We start from the raw sequence: 19,041 nt of genomic DNA, 5'->3' as shown, positions 1-19,041 counted from the left end.
ATGAATGGGAATAGTCGAGGCTTTGGAACCGGTGTACAGGCTGCTGCCGGAAGTCAAAAACCCTGAAGCCTCGCCGCCGCTGAAACAGAAAATAATGTGGAGCGCGGGCGCACTGCTTCTCTTTTTCATAATGGGTGCAGTGGTTGTTGTCGGCATCGACCAGGCCGCGAATGCGGGCCAGCTTGAATCACTGCAAGTAATCCTTGCAAGCAACATCGGAACTCTCATTACGGCGGGAATCGGCCCGATTGTCCTGGCGTCAATCATACTGCAACTGCTTGTCGGCGGAAAAATACTCGAAATAGACCTGACCGATCCGAAAGGCAAGGCGCACTTCCAGGGCCTGCAGAAACTTTTTGCAATAGTGCTGTGCTTTTTCGAAGCCGCGGTCTACACGATGTCCGGGCTGCTGAAACCATATCCCGGCATGCTTCCGTTTGTCATACTGCAGGTTGCGCTCGGCTCGCTCATACTGCTTTACCTGGATGAAGTGGTTTCAAAATACGGAATAGGTTCGGGCATAAGCCTTTTCATTGCGGGCGGCGTTGCACAGTCTTTCCTCTGGCAGGTTTTCAGGCCGCCATTGCCGATTGACTTGATAACAAGCCTTGGCCTCAATCCACTGCTTGCAGACGGCGGATACCTGTTCATGTTCGTCAAGACATTTGACTTCATTTCGTTCATACTGCCCATACTGATAGTCTTTGCGATTTTTTTGATAATCGTGTTCGCGGAAGGAATGCACGTCAACATTCCGATTGCAATGGGAAAAACCGGCATGGGCGGGCGCTTTCCGGTCAAACTGCTGTACGTTTCAAACATTCCAGTCATACTTGCGGTTGCATTGTTTGCAAACATCCGCATTTGGGCGCTCGCTGTCGGCAACATTCCCGTAATCGGAGTGCTGCTGAAAGGCGTGTTCGACTTTTTGGCATACATAACAACTGTTCCGAGCGTCGGCGGCCTGCCCCTGATAGAAGGCCTTATCACAATCGGCCTGAACGCCGCCACGAGCGCGGCATTGGTGCAGGGCCTGGCTTACATCATCGTGCTTACCGCATGCTGCGTTGTCTTCGGCATGTTCTGGGTCAACATGGGCGGGCAGGGGCCGGAAGCGGTCGCCGAACAGCTCTCAAAATCAGGAATGTACATTCCAGGCTTCAGGCGCGACAAGCGCATCATCCTCAGCATACTCGAAAAGTACATTCCGCCCATAACAATCATCGGCTCGATTTTTGTTGCCCTGCTTGCAGGCGTCGGCGACATGACTGTCGGAGCATTGGCATCCGGCACAGGCATACTGCTCACGGTCGGCATAGTCTACAGGCTGTACGAGGATCTGGCAAAGGAACAGCTCATGCAGACGCACCCCCTGCTGAAGAGGTTTTTCAAGTGAAAAACAGAAACAGCATTAAAGGCTCAAGGGGCGCGCGAGGGGACGGAGTCCCCTGCCTCGGAGAGGTTTTTCAAGTGAAAACAGGCACAATGGCAAAGGTTCCAAGGCCATTTCAGGAGGCGGCAGAGGCAAGTGTGCCCGGCGCGTCAAAAGCTTTTTATAACATTTACATGACAAATAATGGTTGCTTGCGCTATTTTCTGGGATTGAATTCCGGCAATTCAATCAGGTCGGGGTTTTAAAATGGCATTCATTAACCCGGCGGCAGACATTGCCGTGATAAGCGCGCTGCTCGCAATCGGGTCGAGGGCGCTCCAGGAAAAAATGGGCATAACAAAAAAGCAGAAGGCAAGCCAGAAAAAGCTCAAGGAAAAGCAGGCAAAGGCAAAGGAGTTAATGAAGAAAACCGATGACAAGAACGCAATGAAGGAGCTTGAGGCGGTCCAGAAGGAAATGATGGAAATCTCGCTTGAAAGCATGCAGGCCATGAACAAGTACCTGCTTTTCTACCTTCCCGTCACATTGGCAGTTTTCGTTTTTGTCATCCCTCCGTTGTACGGCAAGGCAATAATCGATTTGCCCGTGCCCGTGCCATGGTTCGGGAGCAACTGGAGCATAGTGTTTTACGAGCAGACAAGCTGGATTGGATGGTATGTTTTGCTGTCGCTGATATTCAGCGCTGCAATAAACCTCGCGTTCACAGCATTTGAACATTTCAGGGGCGGAAAAAATGCCGAAAAGAAGTGAAAGGTACAGGAAACAAAAATTCAGGAAAAGCATTTCCGCGAAGACGAGGAAGGTCTCCTCGGCACGCAAAGCGTCGAAAAAGGCGTGCCCGATAACGGGAGAAGCGTTGCACGGCGTGCCGCACGGCAAGGGAATTGCCAAGACAAGAAAGCTTGCAAAGACAAAAAGAAGGCCCTCGGTCAGGTACGGCGGAGTGCTTTCAAGCAGGGCAAGGACGCAGATAGTCGAAGAGGCAGTGAAAGTCAGGGAAAGCCTGAAAGGCCTGAACGACGTCGACTTCAGGATAAGGAAGTTCGTTGAACAGGAAATCAAGGCGCTTGAAAGGCAGTGAAATTGGATTGTGTTTGTTCTGGTGAAAAAAAATGACAACGCTCGAAATTGGCACGGTTTGCATTAAAACCAAGGGCCGCGAATCCGGCAAAAAGGCCGTCGTGGTTTCGTGGGAGAAAGACTTTGTCCTGGTCGACGGCCCGCAGGTGAAAAGGGCGAAATGCAATCCGCGGCATCTCTTTCCGACATCCCAGAAAATAGCGATAAAGGAAAACGCGCCCCATGAGGACATAGTTAAACTTTTGAAGGTTTGATGCAAATGGACACGAAAACACCCGTAAACCCGGTTCACAAAAAGGACGATGCGCATCCGGCGGCAGGCGCAAAAGCCGCGCCGGTGCAGCAGAACCAGGAAGAGACAAGGCTGATTGTCAGGATAAACAACAAGGACCTTGATGGTTCGCTGCCAGTCAGAAGGGCGATAATGGATTTGAAGGGCATTGGGCAGAGAAGCGCGAAAGCCATTGCGGGCGCGTTTGAACGCCAGACAGGGGTTTCCGCAAATAGGGAACTCGGCAGGATGAGCGAGGCACAGGACAGGAAACTTGAGGAAATAATCCTCGCACCGGGAAAATTCGGCCTGCCCGAATTCATGCTCAACAGGCGCAAGGACTACGAGACGGGACAAAGCTCGCATTTGGTCATGTCGGAACTTGACTTTGCGCGAAGGAAGGACATGCAAAGGCTCAATGAAATCAGGTCGTACCGCGGATTGAGGCTCAGCTGGGGCCTGCCGGTGAGGGGCCAGAGGACAAAGTCAACGCACCGCGGAAAGGGCGCGACAGTGGGAGTTTTCAAGAAGGACGCAAAAAGCAGCCAGGCAAAAGCTCCGGCCGCAGCGGCTGCAAAGCCGGCGGCAGGCAAGGAAGCGGCGCCGAAGAAAAAGTAAGGTGACATGAATGGGAGACCCTAAAAAGACCACAAAGAAATTCGAAGGCCCGAAAAAGCGGTGGGAAAGCGCTACGCTTGCAGTTGAAAGGGAGCTTAAGAAAAAATACGGCTTGAAGAACAAGCGCGAGCTGTGGAAGACAAAAACCATGCTCAGGCAGAAAAGGGAAACCGCAAGAAAGCTTATTGCAACGCCGCTGGAAAAAAGGGGCGACTCGCAGCAGAAATTCATTGAAAGCCTTGTAAGGCAGGGCCTGCTCGAACCCAAAGCGACCTTGGACGATGTGCTCGGCCTGACAATCGAGGCATTCCTTGAAAGGAGATTGCAGACAGTCGCTTACAGGAAAGGCATTGCAAACTCGGCTGTGCAGGCAAGGCAGTTCATAACGCATGGCCACATCGGCGTAAACGGCCGCAAGGTAAGCGTTCCGGGCTACCTTGTAAGCAGGGAACAGGAAAACAAGGTCGGCTTTTACGGAAAGGAAATTTTGAAGGAAGCCGTGCAGGAAAAATCCAAGGCGGCGCTCAAAAAAGAATTCGAGGCAGCGAAAGGCGAAACCGGGGAAAACGCACCGGAAACCGAAGCTGCCGCAGGGGAAGTGACAGAAAATGCCTAAAGAAACAAGCGCGCACGAATCAGGCCAAAAGGCACAGGAAAAAGCGGAAGAAAAGCCGCAGGCCAAAAGCCAGGAAACACAGCAGGAAGAAGCCCCGGCTTACAGGGAACGCAGGGAATACACGCCGAGGGGAAAGCGCGGCATAGTGCACCTTTTCGCGTCACACAACAACACAATCATGCTTGTAACGGACATAACCGGCGCCGAAACAATCGCAAAATGCTCGGGCGGCCAGGTCATAAAGGCACAGCACAAGGAAGGCAGCCCTTACGCTGCAATGAAAATAGCTGAAATAGCGGCTGACAAGGCGAAGGAAAAGGAAATTTTCGAAGTCGACGTTCTGGTCAGGGGGCCGGGCGGCAACAAGCCCGCTTCTCCAGGCCCGGGAGCGGAAGCCGCAATCAGGAGCCTGACAAGAAACGGCCTCAGGATAAGGAAAATAGAAAACGTAACGCCATTGCCGCACGACGGCTGCAGGAAAAAAAAGCGGAACAGGGGCAAAAGGGGAAAGTAAAATTTTGACGGAGGGAAAAGCTGTGGAGATAAAAAAGGTAAGCGAAGACAACAACGTTTCCAGGTTTGTCGTTAAAGGCGCAACCACGACGTTCATGAACGCAATCCGCAGGTCTGCCATGGCGCACGTGCCCGTGCTCGCAATAGAAACCGTTTCCGTCTACGAAAATGATTCCGTGATGTTCGACGAAATGCTCGCGCATAGGCTCGGCCTGCTGCCCGTGAAAACCGACACCAAATCCTACAAGGAAGGCGACAAGGTAAAGCTCGTGCTTGAAAAGGAAGGCCCGTGCACTGTCTACAGCAAGGACATAAAATGCGCGGACCCGAAAATAGAGATTGCCAGCGCAAAGATTCCGATAACAAAGCTCAAGAAAGGCCAGAAGCTCAAGCTGGAAATGGAAGCAGTCATGTCGACCGGAAAAGAGAATTCGAAATGGCAGCCAGGCATAATCGCGTTCAACGAGGTCCCAAAGCTCGTGCAGAAAAACGATTCTGCCAAGCCCGAGGACATACTCAAAAAGGCGCCGAAAGACGTTTTCGAACTCAAGGGCAAAAAAATTTCGATGGTTGACCCTTACACGTTCCATTATTCAAAGGAAAAAACCGGGGAAATTTCCGGCGGAGCCCTGGCATTGGACTACGAAAGCGACGAATTCGTGCTCACGGTCGAGTCAAGCGGCAGCCTCCCGGCAAACGAAATACTTGAACAGGCAGCGGAAGCGCTGAAAGCAAAAGCGGAGGAATTCAGGAAAGAACTCTCCAAGTTATGACCGAGAAAAAAACCGAATTTGAGGCGTTGCCGCAGCAATGCCTCGAAGGGGGTTTACAAGGGGCGCAAGCCCCTGTGCAGGAGTACCCAAGCGGTCAACGGGGGCAGACTTAAGAAAAAAAATGTTTTGGAAAAAAGTTTTTTTGGGAAATCTGCTGGCTTAGTGCCTTCGGCGGTTCGAATCCGCCCTCCTGCAAAAAAACGGGAGAGGCGCAGCAGTAAGCGACAGTAAAAATGAAATGAAAACCGGTGTTGAAAAATGAAGACAAGAAAAGACCAAGGGCCGAAAAACCTGGAAGCCAAGGAGCTCATCCTAGCGCTTGAAAAGAAAGGCAGGAAGGAAAAGAGGGCCGTCTGGAAAGCGGTTGCGGAAAAGCTGAAAAGGCCGCGCAGGAAAAGAATACATATGAACCTCTGGAAGGTTGACGCAATGGCGAAAAAGTTTTCCGGCAAAACCCTGCTTGTGCCGGGCAAGGTGCTCGGCTCAGGCGAAATCGGAGTGAAGGCCAAGGTCTGCGCCTTCGATTTCAGCCAAAAGGCAATCGACAAGATTGGCGTCAAGGGCAAGGCGCTTTCAATAAACCAGCTTTTAGAGGAAAATGAAAAGCCGGAGAACATTGTAATAATCGGTTAGGTGGGAAAAATGAACGTTGACGCTTCAAACCTCGTTGTTGGAAGGCTTGCTTCCGTGCTGGCAAAAAAAGCGCTTGCGGGCGAAAAAATCAACGTGGTGAACGCCGAAAAGGCGGGCTTCACGGGCTCAAGGGTCGGGCTTGCGGAAAAATGGAAGACAAGGCTCAACCTTACCGCAAAAGGCAATCCCCACATGAGCCCCAAATGGAGCAGGATGCCGGACAAGATTGTCAGGAAGGCAATCAAGGGAATGCTGCCGTCCGAGAGGGCAAGCGGAAGAAAGGCGTACGCGAACGTCAAGGTCTTCATAGGCGTGCCGGAAGAACTCAAAAACGAAAAGCTTGAAACCGTTGAAAGCGCGCTGAGCGAAAAAAAGCACAACTTTGTCACGGTCGAAGAATTAAGCGCGATGCTGGGCGCAAAATGGTGAAATGAATGGCTGAAGAAATCGCAAAGGAAAAAAAGAAGCGCAGGAAAAAGGTCAAAACCGGCGTGAACTCGAAAAGCAAGAGAAAAATGGCTACGGCGAGAGCCACCATAACCGCTGGCAAGGGCTCAATCAAGGTGAACAGCCGCGGCATCGAAACAATCGAGTCAAAATACTTGCAGGAAATAGCAATGGAGCCATTGTCGTTGGCACCGGAACTCGCAAAAACCGTTGACATTGACGTCAAGGTCGAGGGCGGCGGCTTCATGGGACAGGCAATCGCAAGCAGGGCCGCAATTGCAAAAGCGCTTCTGGCATTCACCAAAGACGAGAAGCTGAGGAAAAAATTCATTGCCTATGACAGGCTCATGGTCGTCGACGACCCCAGAAGGGTTGAAAGCAAGAAGCCTTTGGGTAAAAAGGCAAGAAAGAAGAAACAGAAAAGCAAGAGGTAAACATTCCGGGGGAATACAAGATGATGATACCTGTAAGGTGTTTTTCGTGCGGCAAGGTCATAGCCGACGCATTCGAGGAGTTCAAGGACAGGACAGCGAAAGGCGAAAACCCGGAGCAGGTGCTCAACAGCCTCGGCATAACAAGGTATTGCTGCAGGCGCATGCTCATCTCCAACACGGAAATGATAGACGACCTCATGAAATTCAATGTTTAAGGGCGGATACATTCATGGCTGAAGAAACTACAACGGAAACCACGGCAGGCGAAAAAACGCTGGTGCCGAGCGAAAAATACCTGAAGACAGGCTGCCACATCGGCACAAAATTCACGTCAGGCGACATGAAAAGGTACATTTTCAAGAAAAGAAAGGACGGCCTGAACGTTCTGGACATTGCAACAATCGACCAGAGGATCCGCATGGCTGCAGAATTCCTTTCAGGATTCGAACCGTCGAAAATCGCGGTCGTTTCAAGAAAGGTTTACGGCCAGACGCCGGCAAAAAAATTCTGCGAAGTTGTCGGGGCAAGGCCGTTCGTGGGCAGGTTCGTGCCGGGAACATTCTCAAACCCGGAATCGACGCAGTTCTTCGAACCCAAAGTTTTGCTCTGCACCGAACCAGACGCGGACGAGCAGGCCATAAAGGAAGCCGGAGTAGTGAAAATCCCGGTGGTTGCGCTCGCATCAACCAACAATTCGCTCAGGGGCATTGACATGGTAATACCGGTAAACAACAAGGGAAGGCAGAGCCTTGCCCTCGTATACTGGCTGCTGGCAAAAGAGCTGCTCAAAAAAAGCGGCGCGCTCAAAGACGAGGCCAAGTTTGACGAAAAGCTCGTGGAATTCGAATACATTGTCAAGGAAGGCGAGGAAAAAGACGAAGAAAGGCAGCAGGGCAGAAGGCCGTTCAGGAGATTCGGCGACAGAAGGGAATTCACCCCGCGCAGAAGGTTCTGACCAGGCAAAAAAAGATCATTCGTACAAAAATCATTCAGACTTATGGGAGAGTGAGCATAAATGAATGGCAGATTTCCAAGAAACTCTTTTCCGGCTGACAAGCCCGTGAAGGAAGGCCAGGAATACGACGTTGAAATCGAAAGCGTCGGCGAGAAAGGGGATGGCATAGCCAAAATCAAGGGCTTTGTCATCATAGTGCCGGGCGCAAAAAAAGGCGACAAGATAAAGGTCAAAATCAACGCGATAAGGAAAAGCGTTGCATTCTCCGAAATCGTCGGCAAAAGCGAGGCAAAAGCCGAGGAAAGCGAAAGCTCCGAAGACGAGGACTCTGAAAAAGAAGACTCCGAAGAGGAAAGCGAAGAAGAACCCTCAGAGGACTCCGAAGAATCCGAAGACGAGGAAGAAGAGTCCGAGGAAAGCCCCGAAGACGAAGAAAAGTTTGAGTGAAAGCGGGAAAAAAACCGCTTTTCATTTCTATTTTTATTTCACCGGCCAAACACGCCGGTCTGGTTTGCTGTTTCAACAGCAGGTTTTGCCTTCAAGCGCCTTCTTTCCTTCGATGAAGGCCAAGGCTGCAATCACAATTCCCGCCAGTGGATCAGCCCACCACCAGCCGAAAAGAACGTTCAAGCCAATGCCGGCAAGCAGGGCATAAGACATGAAAACGCAAAGCTGTGTCTGCCTGGAATCCGCAATGAGGGCGCGGCTGCCGATTTCATGGCCAAGACCGTGGCGGTATTTTGAAAAATATCCCATGAGAACAATTGAAGCGAGGGCAATCGCAATCCCTGCCGGACTTGCCTGCGGCTGCTCATGCAGCAGGAGCTTTCTGGCGGAATCAAAGGACACGTAGATTGCAAGCAGGATAAAGAGCGCTCCGACCAGCCGGAATGCGCGCAATTCATGCGATTCCTCCACTTTTTCCGGCACTTTCCCGGACTTTTTGAGGCGCAACAGCACTATGGCAGTTGAAGCCGCCTCGATAAAACTGTCCAAGCCGAAGCCGAGAAGCGCAACGCTTCCCGCGCCAAGCCCGAAAAAAACCGAGAGAATCCCTTCGGCAAGGTTATACGCGAGCAGGACATACTGTGCCAGGATTGCCTTCCTGACAAGCCCTGCCTTTGTTTCCGGCATAAAAAGAGTTTGCGCAGAAACAAATAAAACCGCGTACTCCGAATAATGTTTTGGGGAAAAAAATTGGTGCAGAAAACTCTAACACAAGCCAGCCAGAAGCCGCAACTAAAGGCGGAAGGCATCGCCAGGCAGATTTTTTCTGAAGTAAAGGGTTCCAAGTTCAAGGACGAGGCGAAGGCAACTGCATTGTTCTTGGGCCTTGTGGCGGCTGCAACCGCCGGAAGAATAGCGTTGCAGTTCGTGCCATCCGTTGAGCCGATCATTCCGTTTGCAGTGCTTGCAGGCCTGCTTTTCGGCGCACGGGAAGGCTTTGCCCTTGGCGGCTCGGCTTACATCATGTCAAACTTTTTCATCTGGGGCCTGCAGGGGCCCTGGACTGTCTTCCAGGCGCTCGGAGCAGGCCTGGCGGGCATGGTTGCAGGCTTTGCAGGAAAAGCGAAAAAGCCGACCTGGATTGACCTTGTTGTGCTAAGCGTCCTGGGCACGGTTTTATTTGAAGCCATAATGAACATTTCAGGCGCGTTCATGGGCATTGGCGCGGGCGTTTTCGGCCTGGGGCTGCTGGCAATTCCGCTGTATTTCCTAACATCCCTGCCGTTTTCACTCGTTCACATTATTTCGAATGTGGCTTTTGCGTTGGCGCTCAAGCCGCTGCTCAAATGGAGGAAAAACAATGGATTCAAGGCAATCAGCTTTAGCCGCACTGCTGCTGGCACTACTACTAGTGTCAGGCTGTACAAGTCAGACGACTGAACAAAGGCAGGGCAAAGGCACGGATGCAGGGCAAACCGTCTTGTTTTCGCTCAAGGTCAGCAACCTGGATGGCAAGGTTTTGCTGGAAAAAAGTTCACAGGTCGCAAAAGGAACCAATTGCCTTGAAGCCATGAAATCGCTTGCCGACGTGGGCGTAAAAGAATACTCTTTCGGCGCCATGGTGGAGTCGATAAATGGCATAAAACCTGCAAAAGACGAGTTTTTGAAGCTATTTGTGGACGGCAAGGAAGCCACAGTGGGAATAAGCGATTGCAAAGCCGGCAAGGACGTTTCAGTCGAATGGAAAATTGCCAAAATCGAAGGCTACACCGCCTGAAAGAACAAGGCTTTTTTGGCAAGATTTTCATCAGATTGGCCGAATTCGTTTATCGGATAGCCGCCCAAGGGCAAAAAAGCCACCCGGCAAGACAAATCTTTCAGGTTGCTCTGGCTGCTTGCCTTGGACGGAAGCCTGGCACCACACTTCCCTCTCCTCTCCCGCTTCCACCGCTATGTCGGCTCTCCTCCCCGGCCAAAACACCACCCCCTACACCACCTTTGCGCATGGCCGCCGCCTTCACCTAACAGACGAGGCCGGCTTTCCAACCAAGACCTGAATGAAAGGCAAGGCAAAAGCACAAAGGGCAAAACACTTTATTGGGTTAATAGATTAGCGTTTTTGGCTGGGTTTTCTGGCAGAATTTGGTTTGCCTGCTAATGAAACTGCCAAGATAGTTTATTCATCAAAGACAATGAATTCGTGAGCGCATTTTGGCAAAAAAGCCAAAAACAGGCAAAAAAGCCAACTACATAACAAAAAAACGTAAATAATTTATCTTAAAGAGAAAAAATATACGCTTTTTTATATTGCTTTCTTTGCAATAGTTTGGTTTCCAAACCCTACTCGATTGCCAAAAAAACGCCAAAAATGCCAAAATGGTTGTTTTTTGCGGATTTTTGGACGAAAAATGGTTTGAAACAACAACTAAAATATGCCCTAAAACATCATATTTCAAACCACCTGTTTTTGAGGCTATTTTTGGGTTCAACGGGCCGGAGCAGGCGGCAAAAAAGCGCAAGAGTACGATTTTCGCAAAAAAGTGCCTGGAAGGCAAGGCACACGAACGCTCAAGCGAGGGCGGGATGGCCATGAACAATTTAACTTCATGCAGATAAAAAATTACCAGCCACCACATAATGATTAACGTTAAACAATTGTAAAATTTTGCCCGTCCGGGCAGGTGAAAAAGCACGAAAACCGCCAAAGATGGCAGAATTTTGGGAGAAAAAGGCACATATACATAAAAAAATTGGTGTTTTTTTGTTGTTTTGGCTAGACAAAACCCTTGCAAAAAAAGGCGTTTTGCCGGCCCGCAATCTTAAAACCAGCAACAATAAAAAAGGGGAAAGCACTACAATAGGCTTAATGGCGAAAAAAAGAATTGGCTATTTTGGCCAGAATTCCCTGCCGGAGCTTTTGGCAAAAGCCCTGAAAAGGCTGAGGCAGTGGCTCTGGCTGCTCGTATTTCGGGGCTCTTTCAGGCGCATCGGCAGAAACGTTTCAGTCGAGCCAGGCGTGCACATCGACTCGGCAAAACGGGTTTCACTCGGAAACAACGTTGCCATCGAAACACTTTCTTCATTGACCACGGTGAAAACCGTGGAGCGGGAAGGCTCCATTTCCATCGGCGACAACTCCAAGATCCTGCGTGCATGCCTGCTTGACGCTGTAACGGGAAGCATTGACATCGGCAGCAATTGCTCCTTAAACCCTTACTGCGTAATCCTTGGCAGGGGCAATGTTAAAATCGGGAATAACACCCGGATCGGCCCGGGAGTGACAATAACTTCATCCAATCACGGGCGCAAAAAAAACGCGCTCATCAGGCAGCAGGCATTTGAGGAGAAAGCAGTCGAAATCGGCGAGGACTGCTGGCTTGGCGCCGGCGCGACAATCCTGCCCGGCGTTTCAGTAGGAAAAGGCGCAATTGTCGGAGCCGGCGCGGTTGTCACGAAAAACGTTCCGGTTTACACCATTGTTGCGGGCAACCCCGCCAAAGAGATAAAAAAAAGGGCGTAAAGGGCTAACAGGCAAAAGCAATGCAATAGGCAAGCAGTTCAAGGCATCGCCAATGCCTTTTCGTACGCGCCTACAAGGCTTTTCACGCAGTTTTTCCAGGTCGCCTTTTTTTCGACTGTTTCCCTTCCGTTGCGGAAAGACCTGGGCTTTTCAAGGATTTCAATGACCTTGGCCGCCAGGTCTTCCGGATTGCGCTTTTCAAACAGCAGGCCGGATTCCGGGCCGAAAATTTCGGGAATGCCCGCGCCATTTACGCCCGCAACGGGAGTGTTGCATGCCTGCGCCTCGTAAACGGTTTTAGGGCTCGGATCAGGATACGAGGGCGCGACAAAGCAGTCGGCAGCCGAATAGTATTTCGGAAGGTCAAAGTAAGGCACTTTTCCGCCGAAAACCACGTTTGAAAGGCCGCGCCTTTCAGCCAGGCGCTCAAGCCACGCAGTGTAAGGCTTGTAGTCATCGCGCCTGAAGCCCAGAAGCAAAAGCTTGGCATCATCAAACTCGCGGTTGATTAACGGCATAGCATTAATCAGGTATTGCAGGCCTTTCCAGGGCACGGGCCTTGAAACATTCAGCAAAAGCCGCTCCGCGCCAAGCCCTTCCTTGACATTGCTTTTCATTGGCTTGAACACATCCAGGTCAACGCCGTTGTAGACAACCTCGACCGGCTTGCCGCCGGCGTACTTTTGCACGTCCAGTTTCGTGGAATTGTCGCATGCCACAATGAAGTCAGCGTTCAGGACAACCGGCAAAAACTGGCAAAAAAACGAAAAATCCATTGCGCGGTCCCGGAACGCAATGGAAGGGCTTTCAAGCCAGGGAAAATGCTCGGCAAAAAAAATGAAGTCAACCCAGCCGTGCAGATGCGTCAAAAGCCGGATGTCCCGCTTTTCAAGCTGTTTCTTGTGCAGGGCCGGCCAAAAATGCAGTGCGTTGTGGCCCACCAGCAAATCGGGCTTCAATTCCAGTGCCTTGGCCAGGGAATTTTTCGCAAAAGCGCCCCAAAGAAGGCTTCGGCGGGCATGCTTCACATAAGACGGTGCAACGCGATGCACTTTCACCTTGCCCACTTCTTCGAATTCAGGCTGGCCTTTTCCGCGGGTGCAAATGACATGCTCCTCGAAGCCGGCATCGGTCGTGCCCTTCGAATAATAATGGTAATTGGGGCCCAAATCGCCCAGAATTTCCTTTTCCGAAGGAAAAAAGTCGACAATCCTGCAAATGCGAGCCAAAAGCCACCGCCACCAAAAAAAGAACCATTAAATTATTATAAAGGTTCAAGGTTCAAATATTGTTAACCATTAAAAATAAGGCTGCAAGTATTTATGCCTTTCAGCCGTAAATCTTTTTTGGTTCGGTCTCCGGAGGGATAAAATTTGGGCAAAATCGTGCATTGCGTTGACAGGAGAGTACACAAAGGCTTCATAGCAAAGGCATTCAAGGACGTTGGCCTGGACCACCACGAAAGAAACGTGCTTAACTCCTACACGGACGCAAACCCAGGAAACAAAAGCGAAACCGGAATCGTGCACGACGGCATAAGCATTCTGGGCTACGGCCACAGCGGCGACTTTTACAGCATTGGGCACGACGCAAAATGCGGCCTCATAGCAGTATTCTGCGACCACGTACGCTCGAAACACAAGGTTTCAAAGGCAAAACCCCCGAAAGGGCCGTTGGCGGACTGGGCAAGAAAAGACGAAAAAGAGTTTGAAAAACTGCTCGCAAAGCTCAGGCAAAGGCTTTCGGAAAAAGGCCTTGAAACACTGCTGAAAGCAAACGACCTCAACCTTGTTTTCGAGGAATTCAATGTTTTCCTGCAGGCGTGGAAGGAAACCAGGACGCCGGAATTCAAGAAAAAAAACCGCGAACTGGCAAAAAAAGGCGATAAAATAAACGTCATAGTCGGCATCTACTCGCCGAAAGAAGAGCATGGAGTGCCGGCGCAAGGCACAATCAAGCTCGACTTCTACAACCTGCGCAGGGTTTTAGGCGAAAGGGGCTTCGAAGAACTGCTGGCAAGCTACAACCTCGAATACAGGGGCAAAGGCATACTCGAATACGGCGTGAAAAAGAAAAAAGCCTAATCCGGCAAACGTGGAAGAAACACGTGCTTGAAATCCGCGACAAACGGCCTGCCACGGCCGGTCCTGCCGTCAATAAGAATCAGCCAAGCGCGGAGTGAAAAAATCCTGGCGCCGGCGCTTGCAGCATCGGCCGTCTGGCTTTCAATAAGAGCCTTCACTTCAGAATAATTTGGCAGAGACCGCGCTTCCTCAGTTTCGTTTTCTGAAACGTCTGCCCATTCAATTACATTGTGTTGGCCTCCCTCGCTAAGGTCGCCCAAAAAAATGCGGTGGGAGCCATCTTCGTTTCGCATCAGCCTAACAGAAACCGTGTTGATGCCGGCACGCCTCAAAACCTGTGAAACGACAGAATAGTGTTGAGCATGTTCTTCCTGTTGAAGGCGCAATATGCGCTCAGCCTCAGCAAGCCGGTCAGGCCCGCCCATCCCCATATTCTGATGCCTGACCAATGCAGGGTCAAAAGCAAAATTCTTCTCAATCAAATGCAGGACCCGCCTTCCGCCCCCCTCAAGACGGGCTTCGACGCGATAAGTGGCCACCGCGTCCCACGGCCCGTGAAGGCATTCTGTCCGGTGAACACTTGAAGGCTTGAACAATTTGGGCCTGAAAACCATCCAAAATCAACAGAGAAAATAACGCAGGGCAACTATAAAAAATTAATCCGGCTGTTTCAAGCCGACCCAGCCGTCCAATCCGCAAGCTCCGCCAAGGCTTTTTCCAATGCAAGGCCTTTTTTCGTGAGCCTGTACTCTATGCGGATGGGCCTGCCGACAAGAATCTGCTTTGAAACAAGGCCCTTCTCCTCCAATTCCTTGAGGCGCGTTGAAAGCGTTTTAGGCGTCAGGCCCTCGACGCTTGAAAGCAGTTTGTTGAAATTGCCCGAGCCGCCGGAAACCAGCAGCTGCGCCAGAATGAGAAGGGAAAACTTCGGTTCGACCAAAGGAACAGCCTTATTGAGAGACAAAAGCTTTGCGCCGTCAAACATAGTATACAAAAGATAGCAAATGGAATTTTTATACCTATTTATTCAGCTTTCTTTTTTTTATCTGCTAACTTTTTTATAGCTGATATTTAAATACAACCCGCTGCTACTTATTACTCCTCGGCAAAGGGGAAAAAAGGTTGGAAGGCAAAAAGAGGAAAATCAAGGGAGGTTGAGTTTGCATGAACTGGCTGGACTTTATAAAAAATCACCCTGGGCAAATCCGTGTTCCAAGAATAAAGTCCTCCGAAATCAACGGCATGACTTTTTCGCGGCCAGGCTACTCAACCACCCTTTCCTCACTATTGAAAATCCCGGTGCCCCTGCACGGCATTTGAGCCCGGCCTTGCACATTTTCCTGACTGGCATTTTTTGCGATTTTTCCCTTTGGCAGGGCATTTTTGGCGTTTTTCGACATTACCTATTTAAACCCGAACGCAATTTGTTAAATAAAAGCCTTTTTGGCTTTACAAAAAATGCAAAGGAGTTTGATGAAAAAATGGCGAAACCAGCATTTGGCGGATACAACATCTGCTTCAAGGGCTGTAAGGACACAGCAGAAGACATTTTCGGATCAGGAAAAATAGCCCCGAGCGAAATGACTAAAAAAATCTGGGCTTACGTGAAGAAAAAGAAAATTTCAAGCAAGTAAAACGCATTGGCGCTTTTATTTTGCCTCATAGCGGGTGTGCAGAAATTGCCCGATATCGCCCATAAAGACCGGGCTTAAATCTGCACAACCCCCAACCATCCTATTGCCTTAGCCGCGCGGAATCGAACGGCCTGCAAAATCCGCCAGCATGGATGAGTTGGCCGGCTGGGGGAGGCGCGAAGCTTTAATACTATTTTGTCCAATTCTTGTTTTGGTGTATGGCATGGTTTCCGAGGAAAAAATCCGCGAGGCGCTCAGGCAGGTCATCGACCCGGAACTGCATTTCAACATCGTCGAGCTTGGCCTGGTTTATGAAATCAAAGTCAGCGGCGGCGACGTGAAAATTGTCATGTCCTTGACAAGCCCCGCCTGCCCGGCCGGGCCGCAGATGATTGCGCAGGCGGAAACCGTTGCGAGGCAGGTCGAAGGCGTCAAAAACGCTGAAATCGAAATAACTTTTGAACCGCCGTGGAACCCGAAAATGGCGTCGGGAAAGGCGCTGGAAGCATTGGAAGACTTCCTTTAAGGCAGCCAATACCAGAATCTTTCCTTCCGGGCCATGGCCGGCAACGGCAGATTAAATAACAAACTCGGCGCATATAGAACAGGAGCAGGCCAATGAACCCGAAAAATTTCTTTTGGATTGCCGTTTTCCTGCTTTTCCTTGCTGGACAGGCTGCTGCATCATCATCCAAGATAACGCAAAGCGCGGTTGCCGGCCTGACCCCTGATTATGTGAGTGCGGGTGCAACAAAAGTGCCAATGGCCACATTCACACTGACGAGCATCAGGGACAACGGCGATAACTGGGGCAGCGGCACTTCAGCGAAAATCGAATATTCCGGAACAGACACGGCTGATGTTTCAGCTGTTTACCTTTATGCGGAAAGCGACGGAAACAACGGAACGTTCGATTCCTCGACCGACGTGCTGTGCGGGCAGGACAGTTCGCCTGATAATGAGGAATACAGGATAAACCCCGACAGCGCCTGCGACCTGGATGAAAATGCGGCGAAACAGTTTTATCTCGCAGTCGACATTGCGCCGTCAGCGGAAAACGGAAACACTGTCGACCTCAACGTCAGCAAAAACAAGCTTTCATTCCAAAGCGGCGACTGGCCGGGCACGGGCAGTGCGCCGATATCGCCGGCGGGCCATTCAATAATTGACACGATTGCACCGGACGGAAACATCACCGTGCCCGCCGCGGACAGCACTTTGAATGGAACAGCCACAATCGACGCGAACGCATCTGACAGCGGCTCAGGAATAGCAAGAGTGGAATTCTGGTTCGGGAGTCCCGGAACAAAAATCGGCGAGGACACAAGCGCGCCGTATTCAATCCAATGGGACACAAACGCGGCAGACGTTAATGGAACCCGGTCCCTGTACCTCAAAGTTTACGATAATGCCGGAAACTCTCTGACAACCGGCGGAGTACAGGTTACCGTTGACAACGACGCGCCGGCAATTGCGCTCGCGGGCCCGGATGACAGCGTTTTCACTGCATCAAATTCAGCGGACTTCAACTTTTCGGCGGATGACAACAGCAGCCAACTGCAATGCCGGCTGCTCCTCAACGGCATTCAAAGCAATTCAGGCGATTTCAACAGCGGCATTGCATCTGCATTTGCGAACGAGAACATTTCCGGCCTGAACGACGGCCCTGCCGCCTGGCGCGTTTCCTGCACAGACAATGTTGCAAACGAGGGAACAAGCCCGACCAGAAACCTGAACATTGACAGGACCGCCCCTTCAACCGGCGCGAACGCGGGAAGCTATGATTTCAATTCGTGGACGAATGACAAGAGCGTTTCTGTTTCCCTGGCCTGCGAAGACGGAAACGGCGCAGGCTGCACTGCAACAGCATATTGCACTGACACAAATAACGGATGCGCGCCGGCAACGGAATATTCCGCGGCGGTTTCAGTGAACGCCAAAGGCATTTCTTACATCAGGTTTTACAGCACCGACGGCGCGGGCAACATTGAAGGAACCGAAAGCAGGATGATCAGGATTGCCGACGCGAATCAGCTTGTGGTTGACGCGAACAGCATGACAACCGACGCAAACACACATGAAATAATTGTCCAATCGGGTTCGCCCCTGCAAAAAATCGTTGTGCCTGACACCGTGCAGCCGGACCAGAACGTCTGGCTCGACTTTTCAGGCTTGGTCGACTCGAACAACAGCGTAACCCTGTCCAACGGCCTTTCAATGGAAAGGGCGGGGGACAACAACTATTCTGCCGTGCTTCCGGCCGGAACAAAAATAACGGGCGGGGCAGGCTGGAACGGGACAATCAATGTTCCGACAGTGAAGGCAGGTTCGATGGTTTCGGTAACGCCTGATTCCGGAACAACAGCAGGCGACGTGGGCGTCATTGAAATAGGGTTTGGTGACACGAAAATCCTGTTCGACAAGGCTGCAAGACTGCTCTTTTCAGGCCAGGCCGGAAAATATGCAGGCTATTCAAGGAACGGAACGTTTTACCCGATTTCAACCACCTGTTCAGCCGACACGCAGGCAGCGGGAGATGCTTTGCCTGCGGAAGGCGACTGCAGGATAACCGTCGGCTCTGACCTGGTGATTTGGACAAAACACTTCACGTTGTTTGCAACATTCACGCAGACAAGCCAGGCAAGCGCGCAAACGCAAACGGGGGGAGGAAGCACAACAGCAAACCAGACTCCGGCGCAGGCACCGGACGCAACAACCACCCCTGCATTGCCCGCACCGGCGCCGGTTGCGGAGCAGGCAGAGCCCACCGAAAGCCTGACACCGGAAACAAAGCCAGATGCAATCAAAAGGCCAATAGCCGGGCGGGTGGGCGCGCCAGACACTGCCTTGGCGCCGAAGCCAAAACCTGAAGCGGCACCAGGCACAGGCATAACAGGTTTCCTCGGATTCTTTCCACCAGTGGAAAACCTGGCTGTCGGAGTGGTAGCGGTTTTGGCAGGGTTCGGCCTGTTCTCTTTTTCGCGCTTTTCCGCGCAAAAACTCAGGAAAAAGCGAAAATGAAAACTGTTCAGACAAAAAAAAGAAGCAACAGATACATAACGTTTTTTTAGAAATGTTTTTATTCAACAAACCCCAAATCAATACAATCTTAATCTGCAAAGATTAATGAGGGAAAAAATGGTGGAAGGGCCTGACAGAACCGGAGGGCGGAAGCCAGACATTACCGGAGCCCGCGCGCGAATGGAAGCCGCAAAACGGGAACTTGAAGAAGCAGGCCGGCGGACCGTTGCACATCAAGAACAACAACAAAGGGTAAGAGATTCAGCCGGCCGGTTGGTTCCTTTGACGTTTGTGGACGAAACCGCCCGGATTGCAATGCAAAAAATATTCGGCGGGATGGAGGAAGCCAGGGCCGTCCAGGCGGCTGCAACGGAAGTTGAAGCCCATCACATCGAGCAGTTTCACAGCGTGAGACTGTTGCGCGGCCTTCAGGCGAGATTGATTGAATTGGGCACGCCATTGCCGCAGAACCTTTTGACGCCTGCAATGAACCTTGTAAGGGAACACCTGCGGGCGGGCTTTGACGATGGCCTTGCGGTGGAAAAAACAGCGCAAACATTTTACGAAAGCCTCAGGAAACCGCCGCAAGGCAGCGGGTGAAA

General features: G+C 51.1%; 28 protein-coding genes and 1 tRNA gene. 23 read left to right on the top strand and 6 right to left on the bottom strand.

The window, feature by feature from the left end; all coding sequences use genetic code 11:
- Window positions 1–4: 4 nt before the first annotated feature.
- The 15 genes from secY (at window position 5) to HY394_00800 (ending at window position 8,180) form a co-directional block, all read left to right on the top strand.
- Window positions 5–1,396, top strand: a complete 1,392-nt coding sequence (secY, locus tag HY394_00870; GenBank protein ID MBI4052572.1) for a preprotein translocase subunit SecY — start codon at window positions 5–7, stop codon at window positions 1,394–1,396.
- Window positions 1,397–1,639: 243 nt separating this feature from the next.
- Window positions 1,640–2,143 (top strand): DUF106 domain-containing protein, encoded by a 504-nt coding sequence (locus HY394_00865; GenBank protein ID MBI4052571.1) that lies wholly within the window; start codon window positions 1,640–1,642, stop codon window positions 2,141–2,143.
- Entirely contained in the window at window positions 2,127–2,474 is a 348-nt protein-coding gene (locus HY394_00860; protein MBI4052570.1) for a hypothetical protein, read from the top strand. The genes HY394_00865 and HY394_00860 overlap by 17 nt, the downstream gene beginning before the upstream one ends.
- Before the next feature lie 31 nt (window positions 2,475–2,505).
- On the top strand, window positions 2,506–2,727 hold the full coding sequence (locus HY394_00855) for a 50S ribosomal protein L14e (GenBank protein ID MBI4052569.1): 222 nt from the start codon (window positions 2,506–2,508) through the stop codon (window positions 2,725–2,727).
- Between the two features lie 5 nt (window positions 2,728–2,732).
- Entirely contained in the window at window positions 2,733–3,362 is a 630-nt protein-coding gene (gene rpsM, locus HY394_00850) for a 30S ribosomal protein S13 (protein MBI4052568.1), read from the top strand.
- A 10-nt stretch (window positions 3,363–3,372) separates the two neighbouring features.
- Window positions 3,373–3,978, top strand: a complete 606-nt coding sequence (locus HY394_00845) for a 30S ribosomal protein S4 (GenBank protein ID MBI4052567.1) — start codon at window positions 3,373–3,375, stop codon at window positions 3,976–3,978.
- Window positions 3,971–4,492 carry a 30S ribosomal protein S11 gene (locus tag HY394_00840; GenBank protein ID MBI4052566.1) on the top strand — a complete coding sequence of 174 codons (522 nt, stop codon included), beginning with the start codon at window positions 3,971–3,973 and terminating at the stop codon, window positions 4,490–4,492. The genes HY394_00845 and HY394_00840 overlap by 8 nt, the downstream gene beginning before the upstream one ends.
- A gap of 22 nt (window positions 4,493–4,514) precedes the next feature.
- Window positions 4,515–5,264, top strand: coding sequence for a DNA-directed RNA polymerase subunit D (locus HY394_00835; GenBank protein MBI4052565.1), 750 nt, complete (start codon window positions 4,515–4,517; stop codon window positions 5,262–5,264).
- A gap of 76 nt (window positions 5,265–5,340) precedes the next feature.
- Window positions 5,341–5,459 (top strand) — tRNA-Leu (locus HY394_00830).
- Window positions 5,460–5,522: 63 nt separating this feature from the next.
- Window positions 5,523–5,897 carry a 50S ribosomal protein L18e gene (locus tag HY394_00825; GenBank protein ID MBI4052564.1) on the top strand — a complete coding sequence of 125 codons (375 nt, stop codon included), beginning with the start codon at window positions 5,523–5,525 and terminating at the stop codon, window positions 5,895–5,897.
- 9 nt (window positions 5,898–5,906) lie between these two features.
- Window positions 5,907–6,326 (top strand): 50S ribosomal protein L13, encoded by a 420-nt coding sequence (gene rplM, locus HY394_00820; protein MBI4052563.1) that lies wholly within the window; start codon window positions 5,907–5,909, stop codon window positions 6,324–6,326.
- A gap of 5 nt (window positions 6,327–6,331) precedes the next feature.
- Window positions 6,332–6,778, top strand: coding sequence for a 30S ribosomal protein S9 (locus HY394_00815; protein MBI4052562.1), 447 nt, complete (start codon window positions 6,332–6,334; stop codon window positions 6,776–6,778).
- A 20-nt stretch (window positions 6,779–6,798) separates the two neighbouring features.
- Window positions 6,799–6,993: a DNA-directed RNA polymerase subunit N gene (locus HY394_00810; protein ID MBI4052561.1), complete on the top strand. Its 195-nt coding sequence runs from the start codon at window positions 6,799–6,801 to the stop codon at window positions 6,991–6,993.
- 14 nt (window positions 6,994–7,007) lie between these two features.
- Window positions 7,008–7,733, top strand: a complete 726-nt coding sequence (locus HY394_00805) for a 30S ribosomal protein S2 (GenBank protein ID MBI4052560.1) — start codon at window positions 7,008–7,010, stop codon at window positions 7,731–7,733.
- A gap of 60 nt (window positions 7,734–7,793) precedes the next feature.
- Entirely contained in the window at window positions 7,794–8,180 is a 387-nt protein-coding gene (locus tag HY394_00800; GenBank protein ID MBI4052559.1) for a TRAM domain-containing protein, read from the top strand.
- Window positions 8,181–8,252: 72 nt separating this feature from the next.
- On the opposite strand, the gene HY394_00795 is transcribed toward HY394_00800, so the two are convergent.
- Entirely contained in the window at window positions 8,253–8,867 is a 615-nt protein-coding gene (locus HY394_00795; protein MBI4052558.1) for a cation transporter, read from the bottom strand.
- Between the two features lie 66 nt (window positions 8,868–8,933).
- On the opposite strand from HY394_00795, the gene HY394_00790 reads away from it, so the two are divergent.
- Both HY394_00790 and HY394_00785 read left to right on the top strand, forming a co-directional pair.
- Window positions 8,934–9,620, top strand: coding sequence for an ECF transporter S component (locus HY394_00790; protein MBI4052557.1), 687 nt, complete (start codon window positions 8,934–8,936; stop codon window positions 9,618–9,620).
- Entirely contained in the window at window positions 9,592–9,957 is a 366-nt protein-coding gene (locus tag HY394_00785; protein MBI4052556.1) for a DUF4430 domain-containing protein, read from the top strand. The genes HY394_00790 and HY394_00785 overlap by 29 nt, the downstream gene beginning before the upstream one ends.
- 469 nt (window positions 9,958–10,426) lie before the next feature.
- On the opposite strand, the gene HY394_00780 is transcribed toward HY394_00785, so the two are convergent.
- Together HY394_00780 and HY394_00775 are read right to left on the bottom strand one after the other, a co-directional pair.
- On the bottom strand, window positions 10,427–10,771 hold the full coding sequence (locus HY394_00780) for a hypothetical protein (protein MBI4052555.1): 345 nt from the start codon (window positions 10,769–10,771) through the stop codon (window positions 10,427–10,429).
- A 13-nt stretch (window positions 10,772–10,784) separates the two neighbouring features.
- Complete coding sequence (locus HY394_00775) at window positions 10,785–11,033, bottom strand: hypothetical protein (GenBank protein MBI4052554.1); 249 nt, start codon at window positions 11,031–11,033, stop codon at window positions 10,785–10,787.
- Window positions 11,034–11,361: 328 nt separating this feature from the next.
- On the opposite strand from HY394_00775, the gene HY394_00770 reads away from it, so the two are divergent.
- Window positions 11,362–11,700, top strand: a complete 339-nt coding sequence (locus tag HY394_00770) for an acyltransferase (GenBank protein MBI4052553.1) — start codon at window positions 11,362–11,364, stop codon at window positions 11,698–11,700.
- 38 nt (window positions 11,701–11,738) lie between these two features.
- Here the strand turns inward: HY394_00770 and HY394_00765 are convergent, their stop codons facing one another.
- Window positions 11,739–12,929 (bottom strand): glycosyltransferase family 4 protein, encoded by a 1,191-nt coding sequence (locus HY394_00765; protein MBI4052552.1) that lies wholly within the window; start codon window positions 12,927–12,929, stop codon window positions 11,739–11,741.
- A 144-nt stretch (window positions 12,930–13,073) separates the two neighbouring features.
- On the opposite strand from HY394_00765, the gene HY394_00760 reads away from it, so the two are divergent.
- Window positions 13,074–13,784, top strand: a complete 711-nt coding sequence (locus tag HY394_00760; protein MBI4052551.1) for a hypothetical protein — start codon at window positions 13,074–13,076, stop codon at window positions 13,782–13,784.
- On the opposite strand, the gene HY394_00755 is transcribed toward HY394_00760, so the two are convergent.
- Entirely contained in the window at window positions 13,781–14,266 is a 486-nt protein-coding gene (locus tag HY394_00755) for a hypothetical protein (GenBank protein ID MBI4052550.1), read from the bottom strand. The two genes, HY394_00760 and HY394_00755, sit on opposite strands and share 4 nt — an antisense overlap.
- Window positions 14,267–14,454: 188 nt before the next feature.
- Window positions 14,455–14,724 (bottom strand): helix-turn-helix transcriptional regulator, encoded by a 270-nt coding sequence (locus tag HY394_00750; GenBank protein MBI4052549.1) that lies wholly within the window; start codon window positions 14,722–14,724, stop codon window positions 14,455–14,457.
- A 220-nt stretch (window positions 14,725–14,944) separates the two neighbouring features.
- Between HY394_00750 and HY394_00745 the strand changes: the two genes are divergently transcribed.
- The 4 genes from HY394_00745 to HY394_00730 all read left to right on the top strand — a co-directional run bounded on the left by HY394_00745 (window position 14,945) and on the right by HY394_00730 (window position 19,039).
- On the top strand, window positions 14,945–15,418 hold the full coding sequence (locus tag HY394_00745) for a hypothetical protein (GenBank protein ID MBI4052548.1): 474 nt from the start codon (window positions 14,945–14,947) through the stop codon (window positions 15,416–15,418).
- A 223-nt stretch (window positions 15,419–15,641) separates the two neighbouring features.
- Window positions 15,642–15,944 carry a metal-sulfur cluster assembly factor gene (locus tag HY394_00740; protein ID MBI4052547.1) on the top strand — a complete coding sequence of 101 codons (303 nt, stop codon included), beginning with the start codon at window positions 15,642–15,644 and terminating at the stop codon, window positions 15,942–15,944.
- A gap of 92 nt (window positions 15,945–16,036) precedes the next feature.
- A complete protein-coding gene (locus HY394_00735; GenBank protein MBI4052546.1) occupies window positions 16,037–18,439 on the top strand; it encodes a hypothetical protein in 2,403 nt (800 codons plus the stop codon).
- Between the two features lie 273 nt (window positions 18,440–18,712).
- Complete coding sequence (locus tag HY394_00730) at window positions 18,713–19,039, top strand: hypothetical protein (protein MBI4052545.1); 327 nt, start codon at window positions 18,713–18,715, stop codon at window positions 19,037–19,039.
- The last annotated feature ends 2 nt before the right edge of the window (window positions 19,040–19,041 follow it).

The organism is Candidatus Diapherotrites archaeon (genome assembly GCA_016205145.1).
Classification (GTDB): domain Archaea; phylum Iainarchaeota; class Iainarchaeia; order Iainarchaeales; family JACQJH01; genus JACQJH01.
Note: the sequence above shows the minus strand (reverse complement) of the source record. Positions and strands in the feature narration are given on the sequence as shown.